The following is a 10190-nucleotide window of genomic DNA, read 5'->3' on the forward strand; positions in this document are numbered from 1 at the left end:
TCTTTGGTTTATCATTTAACTTTCATCGGTTTACAGGACTCTCTCTTCACAATGCTTGCAGGAATAATGACAGGTTTTCTTACTATATCAGGGTGCTGTAATTGCTCGATCAAATTCCTGGCAGCTTCATAACCGAGCTTGCTGGACTGGGTATCTACGGTCGTAAGCTTGGGACGGGAAAGTCTGGTAATCATCGTGTTGTTAAACGTGATCACACTCATTTCCTCAGGCAGAGATATATTTTTCTCTTGTAAAGCAGCAAGCACGGACAAGGCATTATAATCGTCTGAAATCACTAGACTAGTTGGAGGGTCTGACAAATTAACAATTTCAGAAACGATCTGATAGGAGCGGGTGGTTTCAAACTCTAGCGTCTTGATGTAGGATTTATGAACAGGAAGATTTGCTTCCCTCAAGGCTTGTATGTACCCTTCCAATCGGTCACTAGTGACTTCAAAATGTGAATCTCCTCCGATAAATCCAATTTTTGTATGCCCTAATTTAAGCAGATAATTCGCCGCTTCTTTACTTGCCTGAGTGTTATCATTGTCGACATATAAGATTTCCTTGTCCCTCCCAGCTGGAGTACCAACCATGATAAAAGGACAGCCGGCCTCCTTTAAATAAGGAACGACTTTATCGTCTTTCTTCGAATACAGTACAATGACACCGTCTACTCTTTTCCCTTGTACCATTTTAACGACATCTTTAAAAATTGCTCCCTCAGAATCACCGGTCGTAAGATTAATACTGAAATCGTTTTCATGACAGGAAGCACTGATTCCCCTCAATAACTCTGAAAAGAATGGGTTGTCTAGAGAATGACTGGACGAGTACTTCATTACAATCCCAATAGTCTGGGTGGATTTGCGGACGAGGACCCGAGCATTAAAGTTAAGGTGATACCCCATCTCTTTCATAACGCCTCGAACTTTACGTTTGGTTGCTTCGCTAATCCGCGGACTGTTTGAAATCACTCGGGACACTGTAGAGGGTGCAACATTGGCTTTCTTGGCGACATCTTTGATTGTGACCGACATGCTCCCCCTCCTTGGAATAAGTGAATCCGCTTTCATAAATGATTAAAAAAATAGATCCATAATCTTTTCAAATAGCTTGCGCATACGTTTGCACATTCCTATTGGTAAAAAGATTATGTAAATAATAACATGAGTACTTGGCAAGGACAACAGAAAGCTATCAATATTACAGAAAATTTAATAAACAGTATACTTCTCCAAGCAAGTCTTTCCTAAGATTATTATCCTCGCTTATTAATAGGAAGCTATTTGTAAAAAAGGTCGGATCACAACTTCTTTTCACCTATGATAGAGAGCCGCTCAAATTACAATGGTTTTTTGAGCGGCTCCTTATTATTCTATTGGATTTGAGCAATGACCGGTAATAGAATGTGGGAAGGATATTTCTCTCCTTGATAAATGACTTGTCTCGCCTTCTGCATTTCGGTACTTTCCAACGTTGAACCTCCAGTATTAGGATTTACATCATACTGAGGGAAACTGCTTGAAGAAATCTCCACTCTAAGTGAATGTCCAGGAAAGAACACATTACTTGTGGACCCTATCTCAATTTCATAACGCTGAACCTCTCCAGAACTAACAGCTACCCGATTGATCCCATCGGTTAAATTATAGGCGTTCCCTTCTGGACAAACATCAATCAGTTTAGCCGTGAAGTCAGTGGATGGAACATCGGACGCAGCATAGAGAATTACTTTCACTGGACCGGTGACTTCCAATGGTTCTTCCAATACGCTGGAGGTGTAAACAAGTATATCTTCCCTGCGTTTCCAATCCTGTTGATCTACAGGACCGCTGTTCATTCCTAAATAAAACAGTGTCCCACCTCCTCTAGTCGACACAGGATTCTCCGGGTCATAAATGTAAGAATCATATCCCACAGACGAAGGAAGCTGAGGGGTTAACTTAGCCGAATACTGATGGGCATTTCCATCACTCGATAAATAATAGGGCGTATACTTCGTTCGAGCTAATGGCCATTCTTGTTCTCCCCGCCATTCGTTAACGCCCATAATAAATAGTTGGACAGGCTCTGTCTCTAAATCTGTCTCTCCTTGATTTTTGAGCCATCGATCAAACCATTTAATGTGAAGTGACGTAAGACTTTCTTTGTGTTCAATCGAACTTCCTGAACTTTGATTTCCAAAGAATCTCTCGCCAATTAACGCTTGGAAATTCCCATGACTCCATGGACCTACAATAAGTTTTTGAACGGAAGAGGATTCTTTCATCTCCTGATAATTTTTTAAAGAAGACTCTAAAAAGCAATCGTACCAGCCCGCTAAGTGGTAGGCAGGCAGATCCAAAGCCTTCGCTTCTGATTTCCTATGCACTTCATCTATGATTCTCTCATTCGCATATAAATAACAAGTAAACAATTTTCCCAGGGACGGATGAATATGAAGCGGCGGCCAATCTTTCATTGGTTTGTAGGCGTACCAATCGAAAATTCGGTTTAGATCCTGATGAATAGTTTTCATATGACTCTCAGGGTTCTGGATTCTATTTAAATAATCCGGAGCCACAGAATCTAGCAGCCATGTAGTAAACAGGCCAAGATGAAAGATGCTACCCGTGGAAATCAGGGCATCATAAAAATATCTCCCTGACATCGCAGGAAAAATCGCCTTCAAGGATGGGGGCCGCTCTGATGCTGCGTACAATTGCGTAAACCCGTAATAGGACAAACCAAACATCCCCACATTTCCATCACTATACGAAAGGTTCGCAGCCCATTCTACTGTGTCATACCCATCCTTTGGCTCTTGAATAAAAGGCTGAAACTCTCCTTCAGAAGCAAACCTGCCCCGTACGTCTTGGATAATAACAACATAGCCGGAGCGTGCCAATTCTAGTGGATCTACATAACGATGAGAAAAGTCAGGAAGATTCTTGTTGTAAGGGTGACGGGTAAGCAAGACGGGGTAAGCCTCATTTGTTTGGGGCCGGTAAATATTAGAGTATAGAATTGTCCCATCTCTTAGTTTACAAGGTACATCTTTATCTATAATAATAGAGGGATTTTCTAGCATTTTTCACCCTTCTTTCCTCTTATTGAAAAGGTACTATTTAACCAATCTACACACGTATGATTCCATTTAGGAGGAATTATGAAAGGACCTGCATATCACTATACAGGTCCTATCTCTGCTTCTTATTTACCCATCATTTTATCTACTTTATCCTGATGGTTATTGATCCATTCACGAGCCACTTTCTCCGGATCTTTCCCTTTTTCTTCGATCTGGACGATCATTTCCTCTACATCGTCAATTGAAATACTCCAATTGCTTAAGAACTTGTAGGCATCAGGAGCACGATCTTTAAGCTTGCTGTTCGTGATGACATGAACGGAAGAGGATTCAAAGTACCCTTTGTCGTTTTTCAGAACTTTGAGATCAAACTTGTTGAACATGCTGTGTGGACGCCAGCCAAAGAATACGACCGGCTTCTTCTGAGCAATTTTACGAGAAGCTTGGGCGATCATGCCGCCTTCAGAAGAATTCACCTGTTTCATATCCAGTCCGTAGTCTTTGATCATATCGTTGGACTCTTCTGTGGCACTAGCGCCTTCTTCAATGCCATAAAATTTGTTGTTAAACTCATCTTCTTTTCCTTTTAAATCGGAAACAGAATTGATATCTTTCATATAAGTTGGAACAACCCAGCCAGTAGCAGCTTTCGGATAACTGACGGCAGTATCATCTAATTTATCTCCGAACTTATCCAAATATACTTTGTGCATTGGAAGCCATGAATCCATAAATACGTCAAGATCTCCGCGTGAAAGACCCATGTAAACTCCACCGGCATCGGCTTTCGTTTCTTTCACCTTATAACCCATGTCTTCTAAAATCAGCCCGGCAATCTTAGTCGGAGGCACCGTACTTGTCCAAGGGGTTACGCCGAAAGTAATTGTCTCTCCCTTACTTGATTCATCTGAAGATTTGCTGCTTGCCTCTTTATCTGAGGAACAAGCTGCCATGATCGATAATAATAAAGTAGTGATTACTGCTAATACTATACGCTTTTTCATTAGTCATCTTCTCCTTTAGTTTTATACTTTTCTTCCTAAACCTTGAGTAATTCGGTCAAGAATAATCGCTAAGACCACGATTCCTAATCCACCTGTTAATCCAAGACCAACATTCACTTTGGAGATTCCTGAAAGCACGGTAGAACCAAGACCGGGTGCTCCAATCATGGAAGCAATAACTGCCATGGACAGAGCTAACATGATTGTCTGATTAATTCCTGCCATAATGGTCGGTACTGCCATTGGAAGCTGAACTTTAAACAACAGCTGTTTAGAAGTCGATCCAAATGCTCTTGATGCTTCCACAACATCAGCAGGGACTTGTTTAATCCCTAAACTCGTCATACGTACGGCAGGGGGAGTTGCGAAGACAAATGTTGAAATAACTGCGGGTACGCCGCCAAGTCCAAATAATAGAATGGCAGGTATTAAATATACAAAGCTTGGCAGGGTTTGCATGAAATCTAAAATTGGACGAATAATTTTGTCAAATACTGAGTTGGTTGCACTTAAAATCCCAGCCGGCACACCGACGATAATGGATAAAATCGTAGAAACAATGACCACGGCCACTGTCTGCATCGCTCCATCCCACAGATTGACCGATCCTAGGTAAATGCAGCCGATTAAAGTAAATAAAGCAATTCCTTTCCCAGCTGCTCTCCACGCGAGTAACATAAGAACAAGAGTAATAATTTCTGGAGGGATCGCCATGAGCAGATTCGTTACTCCTGTAATGAACGCTCCCAGCGCAATGCTAATTTGATCAAAGAAGCCGCCCAATACAGGGAGAAGCCAACTATTCACAAATGTATTCGTCCATTCTTCTAATGGAAAATAGAAATAATTCATGATGCATCCTCCTCTGTTTGATCTTTACCGAGTACTAAGCCTGAAAGAATAGAAACTCTTGAGATAATCCCCATCAATTTTCCATCTTCAAGGACCACAATCGGATATTTCGTCTCCGCGGCAATTCCTATTAATTGATTGAGCGGGGTGGTAAGAGATGTTGTATCTACGTCTTCAATCAGAACATTTTCTAAAGGTGTCCCGTTTTTATAAGCATGAATGGCGTCGTCAATCGTCAGCAGTCCTTTGAAATTGTCTTCTTTATCGACGACGAAAATACTAGAGGCACCGACTTCTTCCATTTTTCTAACGGCTACACGCGGACCATCTTTATAGGTGGTTAACACCTCAGGTTTCTGCATGACATGATTCGCTTCAAGAACTTTCGAACGATCAACATCTTTTACAAAGTTTGAGACGTAATCATTCGCCGGATTTTCAAGGATTTCTTCCGAGGTACCCACCTGAACAATCCGCCCATCTTTCATAATGGCAACACGGTCCCCGAGTTTTAAAGCTTCATCCAAGTCATGGGTAATAAATAAAATCGTTTTGCCTAATTTCTTTTGCAAATGAAGCAATTCATCCTGCATCTCTTTACGAATGAGCGGATCAAGCGCACTGAAGGCTTCGTCCATCAACAGAATGTCCGTATCATTGGCAAGCGCTCTTGCCAGGCCGACACGTTGCTGCATTCCGCCGCTTAATTGATCGGGATAGCTTGTTTCATATCCTTTTAGCCCAACATCCAAGATTGATTTTCTCGCTTTTTCTTCTCTTTCCGCTTTCTTCATCCCTTGAATTTCTAGACCGTAGCCTACGTTATCCAGGACGTTTCTATGGGGAAACAGACCAAATTTCTGGAATACCATGCCAAGCTTCTTCCTTCTTGTATCAATAAGCTTGTCCTGAGTCATTTTCGTAATATCATCGCCGTCAATGTAGACTTCACCAGCAGTAGGTTCAATAAGACGGTTCACCAAACGAATCAAGGTAGACTTACCGCTTCCGGACAGTCCCATAATGACAAAGAATTCGCCAGGCTTAACGGCAAAGGAGGCTTGGTTGACCCCTACCGTTAATCCTGTTTCTTCAAGAATTTGATCCTTTTGTTCTCCTTTATTTAAACGTTCCAGCCCTTTATGGGGATGAGCTCCGAAAATTTTCGTCATATTATTGACTTCTATCTTATTCATAAACATTCTCCTCTATATTCCTGATCAAGTGATGACTTATCGTCTTATCCTAATTTGTCTGCCCACTTGTTTAGGTGTATCTAAATGTTCATGCGCTTTACTTATTTGCTGAATAATATGAGCTACTGTTTCAGGGAAGGGCGCCGGCCGGTTCTCTGCGGTACTCATTCCCATTAACATTTGCTCACTAGTTGCAAGTGAATCGCCTTTGCCGTTTTTCATAGTAAAAATAACGTGCATCCTTTTGGAATCGTGATCTAATACTTGGATGGAAACATTAACTTCTTCCTGTTCATGCGCTTCCTTTAAGTAGCAAAGGTGTGTTTCCAAAGTAAAAATCGTATATTCATAGGATCCACGGGCACGTTCATCTAAGCCAATGTAATCCATGAATTGATCCACCGCGTGACTAAAAACAGCGGCATAGGCTGCGTCATTCATATGTCCGTTATAATCGACCCATTCATGTCGGACATGATCCTGATAATTAAATGCAGATTCAAGCACATTCATCACTCCATCTTCTATTTTTTTACTCTTTAGCAAGACTTTTAGATGCTGGCCAGTAATCTTCCACTAAATCTAGTAATTTCACGAGGAACTCATTGCGTTTCGCTTCTAGCTCAGCGACAGATTCATCACCAGCATAGCTTTCACAGCCTTCAATGACACGTTCCTTTAGCTCATCCGTTAATTCTGGTGCCTCCAGTTTCGTCCAAGGCAGCTTAAGGGCAGGGCCGAATTGTTCTAGCATGTGGCGCATTCCTTGTTCTCCACCTGCTAAGTGGAAAGTTAAGAATGGTCCCATTTGTGCCCAGCGTAATCCTGCTCCATAAATAATAGCTGTATCGATTTCTTCCGTTGTCGCCACACCATCATTGACAAGGTGCAGAGCTTCGCGCCACAAAGCTTCCATTAAACGGTCAGCCACGTGACCATCAATTTCGCGGTGAATAACAAGAGGTTTCATAGCTGCTGACTCAAAGAAATCGCACACTTGTTTGATAGTGGCAGAGGATGTATTCTTTCCTCCAACAACTTCTACAAGCGGGAGTAAATATACGGGATTAAATGGATGAGCAACAATGAATCGCTCTGGATTCTGCATACCGGATTGCAGCGTACTCGGAATGATTCCTGACGTACTGGAAGCAATAATAGCTTCCTGTTTACTATGCTCATCGATCTGCTCAAGGACGCTTTTCTTCAGTTCTTCACGCTCTGGCACGTTTTCTTGAATGAAGTCTGCATGAGAGACTGCCTCTTCGATCGTCTGTGCAAATGTTAAACGATTCTGGTCTGCCCCTTCGGCAAGACCTCGTTCTTCTAGAGAAGTCCAAGCAAGCTGGACGGCATTCCGAGTACGTTCTTCAGCACCTTCTGCTGGATCAAAAGCGATAACATCATAACCTTGCGCTAGAAAACGAGCGATCCAGCCATTGCCAATGACCCCCGTTCCAACTACGGTAATATTTTTAATTGTTGTCATTAGGATTGACCTCCCTTGTATGGATTTCTAAGGTTGAATTGTTCGCGTGCTTCCTGCGGTGTCATAATATCGATGCCATTTCCGTGAAGCATGCCAGCTGCTTTATCAACCAGTTGTTCATTTTTTGCCATAACACCTTTTTTCAAGTAAATATTGTCTTCTAAACCTACTCGTACGTTACCGCCTATTAATGCTGCTTGTGCTGCAATCGGCATTTGCATCCGGCCGATTCCAAAGGCAGACCAATTTGCATTCTCAGGAAGACGATTCTTCATATATAACATCGTTTCAGCGTCAGCTTCAGCTCCCCAAGGGATTCCCAGGCAGAATTGAAACATCGGATCGCCGTCAACCAGACCTTCAGCTATTAACTGTTTAGCAAAACGAATATGGCCAGTATCGAAGCATTCCAGTTCAGGCTTGACGCCGCTTTCCTGGACAAGTTTCGCCTGCTCACGAAGCCAATCTGTCGGGCTAAGATAGATCATATTTCCGAAGTTTGTACTGCCGCAGTCCAGCGTGCACATTTCCGGAAGCAGCTCTCCAACAGGCTCGTGTCGTTCTGCCGGTGTTTGCATATCCGTACCTTCTCCACCTGCTGCCGGCGTAGCAAGACTTGGAATAAAGTCACCGCCGCCTCCAGAAGTAATATTAATGATCACATCGGTTTCTGACTCTCGAATCCGGTCGACAATTTCACGGTAATGTTCAGGATCATGACTGATGCCGCCCGTTTTTGGATCCCTTGCATGCACATGGGCAACTGTTGCCCCTGCTTTAGCCGATTCAATTGCTGAATCCGCGATCTCCTTAGGCGTAACCGGTACGTGAGGATTTTTTTCGGTCGTATCTCCGGCCCCTGTAACAGCCGCAGTGAGTAATACTTTTTGAGTCATATTGACTGCCTCCTTCTGCTTAATTATCTATATAAAAAAAATTACTGTACCATCCAGACGGTTTTTCAACACATTCAAAACTGTACCATCCAGACGGTTTTGTTTCAAGGGGGTCTTGCCAAACTATTGAGGAAGTAATTATGTAGAAAAGGCTTACAATTCAGTTATACGGCGTGGTTTAGAAGACTGGTACAAGAAAGGATTTTTCCACGCAAAAAAAGCTCCACCCGGTTGGGTAGAGCCAATAAAGCTTGGATTATTCTTCTGTCAGAGCTTTCAATGTTCTATACACTTCATCTTTTTTCGTAGTCTCAATTTGATAGATATCAAATAGTTCTGATAACCAAATACCATCAATAGCCAGACGGATAATAGTAGCCTGAACGGGATCAAGTCCGTCATTTTCAATCTCATGCTGCCAGTTAGAATAAGCTTCGCGAATGGGATGTAATAAATCAGAGTTAACCGCCTTTGCTGCCATCAGGCCCGCATTCATATCCTTATTTTCATAACTTTGATTAAAGGTGACATCAAGAAAAGAACGGGTCCATCTCCCTTTTTTCACGGGGTCCGCTTCAGCGTTCTCTCTGATTTTCTCTTGATAGTTGGCAGCCAAATGCTCAACCATTCCTTTAACTAATGCTTCTTTAGACGGAAAGTGATAGAGCAAACCCCCTTTAGAAATGCCTGCTTGTTTGGCAACGGCTTCTAAAGTTAAATTGAATATACCCTCTTCACTGACGATCTTTGAAGCAGCATGAAGAATTTCTGTTTTCCGAGAACTTCTGCCCATTCGAATCTCCCTTAACTTACAAATTTATGCTGTTAACTATACAAGCAGGATGGTATAGTTTCAACTACTTCTTCTATACCCCGTTCTCATTTACATATTCATTCAGCTAATAAAAATTAATGTTAGATCTTAGTGCTAGTAGTTATACGAGAGCCTGATTATAGGAATTCATTATTCCAGTTTAGCTCCCGTTTCGAGATATTTAGAAAATTTCCTTTACGATTACCAGAGAGTGGAGGTCGGCTTATGACGCGAGTGTCTGGGCGATGCAGCTGGCCGAGTCATTTCCAAGCAATCCCTTCATGAAAGTAAATCATAGGGAACAATATTCTTTATCCCATCAAATGAACATTATGAACAGGAAAAAAGTAAGTCGTTGGTCGATTTCTCCCCTTTTACTGAAGAATCGAGAACAAAGAAATCTTTTAAATTTCCAACTCATTTTTAGGTGGTGACTTGAAATGATTTCTAGAGAATGATGATGCGAAGTCTGGAAGGAGTCCCTTGATTTCCCACCTCTCTTTTTGATTAAGGAGAGAAAGGAAATATAAAAAGAAGTGTGACAATAATAAGCTCTACATGTACAAGGTAGAAATGGACCTCACATTTATAATCATGATTTTATAAGAGTAAGAAAATGGATTCAGTGACTTGGAAAAGGGGCCGTTCACTATTTAAACGTAGGGGTGGCGAAGGAAATGACGAGACTCCCGTGGGAGAAGGTGCTAGGCGAGACCCCACAGGGAGTGAAGTGACCCCTTATATTTGGACACTATGTAATTAAGCTATTTCTTGAAGTTTTTCACGATATTGCACAGGACTCATTCGAAGTTTTGATTTAATTCGTTTGTGATTATAGTTGATGATGAATTTCTCAAGTTCTATTT

The 10190-nt window shown here is 41.9% G+C and carries 10 protein-coding genes; all 10 read right to left on the reverse strand.

Annotated features, from left to right (window positions below; genetic code table 11):
• Nucleotides 1–11: 11 nt before the first annotated feature.
• The gene (locus tag Q7A53_RS15555; RefSeq protein ID WP_411790101.1) at nucleotides 12–1040 is read right to left on the reverse strand and encodes a LacI family DNA-binding transcriptional regulator; all 1029 of its coding nucleotides are present in this window, start codon (nucleotides 1038–1040) and stop codon (nucleotides 12–14) included.
• A gap of 338 nt (nucleotides 1041–1378) precedes the next feature.
• On the reverse strand, nucleotides 1379–3073 hold the full coding sequence (locus Q7A53_RS15560) for a CocE/NonD family hydrolase (protein ID WP_411790102.1): 1695 nt from the start codon (nucleotides 3071–3073) through the stop codon (nucleotides 1379–1381).
• Nucleotides 3074–3195: 122 nt separating this feature from the next.
• A complete protein-coding gene (locus Q7A53_RS15565; RefSeq protein ID WP_411790103.1) occupies nucleotides 3196–4077 on the reverse strand; it encodes a glycine betaine ABC transporter substrate-binding protein in 882 nt (293 codons plus the stop codon).
• Between the two features lie 21 nt (nucleotides 4078–4098).
• Nucleotides 4099–4929: an ABC transporter permease gene (locus Q7A53_RS15570; protein ID WP_411790104.1), complete on the reverse strand. Its 831-nt coding sequence runs from the start codon at nucleotides 4927–4929 to the stop codon at nucleotides 4099–4101.
• Nucleotides 4926–6125: a quaternary amine ABC transporter ATP-binding protein gene (locus tag Q7A53_RS15575; protein ID WP_411790105.1), complete on the reverse strand. Its 1200-nt coding sequence runs from the start codon at nucleotides 6123–6125 to the stop codon at nucleotides 4926–4928. The genes Q7A53_RS15570 and Q7A53_RS15575 overlap by 4 nt, the downstream gene beginning before the upstream one ends.
• Nucleotides 6126–6161: 36 nt before the next feature.
• Nucleotides 6162–6638: a thioesterase family protein gene (locus tag Q7A53_RS15580; protein ID WP_411790106.1), complete on the reverse strand. Its 477-nt coding sequence runs from the start codon at nucleotides 6636–6638 to the stop codon at nucleotides 6162–6164.
• Between the two features lie 19 nt (nucleotides 6639–6657).
• Entirely contained in the window at nucleotides 6658–7614 is a 957-nt protein-coding gene (locus Q7A53_RS15585) for an L-carnitine dehydrogenase (RefSeq protein WP_411790107.1), read from the reverse strand.
• Entirely contained in the window at nucleotides 7614–8510 is an 897-nt protein-coding gene (locus Q7A53_RS15590; RefSeq protein WP_411790108.1) for a beta-keto acid cleavage family enzyme, read from the reverse strand. Before Q7A53_RS15590 ends, Q7A53_RS15585 begins: the two co-directional genes overlap by 1 nt.
• A 256-nt stretch (nucleotides 8511–8766) precedes the next feature.
• Nucleotides 8767–9303, reverse strand: coding sequence for a TetR/AcrR family transcriptional regulator (locus Q7A53_RS15595; RefSeq protein ID WP_411790109.1), 537 nt, complete (start codon nucleotides 9301–9303; stop codon nucleotides 8767–8769).
• 780 nt (nucleotides 9304–10083) lie between these two features.
• The coding region (locus Q7A53_RS15600; RefSeq protein WP_411790115.1) for an IS3 family transposase at nucleotides 10084–10190 on the reverse strand (107 nt) is incomplete at its 5' end.

It is taken from the genome of Halobacillus rhizosphaerae, assembly GCF_046719735.1.
GTDB lineage: Bacteria > Bacillota > Bacilli > Bacillales > Halobacillaceae > Halobacillus_B > Halobacillus_B rhizosphaerae.

Excerpts from the sequence above, each read along its gene's own strand:
- Q7A53_RS15570 (WP_411790104.1), bottom strand. The coding sequence starts at position 4,929 with ATGAATTATTTCTATTTTCCATTAGAAGAATGGACGAATACATTTGTG.
- Q7A53_RS15580 (WP_411790106.1), bottom strand. The coding sequence starts at position 6,638 with ATGAATGTGCTTGAATCTGCATTTAATTATCAGGATCATGTCCGACAT.
- Q7A53_RS15565 (WP_411790103.1), bottom strand. The coding sequence starts at position 4,077 with ATGAAAAAGCGTATAGTATTAGCAGTAATCACTACTTTATTATTATCG.
- Q7A53_RS15595 (WP_411790109.1), bottom strand. The coding sequence starts at position 9,303 with ATGGGCAGAAGTTCTCGGAAAACAGAAATTCTTCATGCTGCTTCAAAG.
- Q7A53_RS15590 (WP_411790108.1), bottom strand. The coding sequence starts at position 8,510 with ATGACTCAAAAAGTATTACTCACTGCGGCTGTTACAGGGGCCGGAGAT.
- Q7A53_RS15555 (WP_411790101.1), bottom strand. The coding sequence starts at position 1,040 with ATGTCGGTCACAATCAAAGATGTCGCCAAGAAAGCCAATGTTGCACCC.
- Q7A53_RS15560 (WP_411790102.1), bottom strand. The coding sequence starts at position 3,073 with ATGCTAGAAAATCCCTCTATTATTATAGATAAAGATGTACCTTGTAAA.
- Q7A53_RS15585 (WP_411790107.1), bottom strand. The coding sequence starts at position 7,614 with ATGACAACAATTAAAAATATTACCGTAGTTGGAACGGGGGTCATTGGC.
- Q7A53_RS15575 (WP_411790105.1), bottom strand. The coding sequence starts at position 6,125 with ATGAATAAGATAGAAGTCAATAATATGACGAAAATTTTCGGAGCTCAT.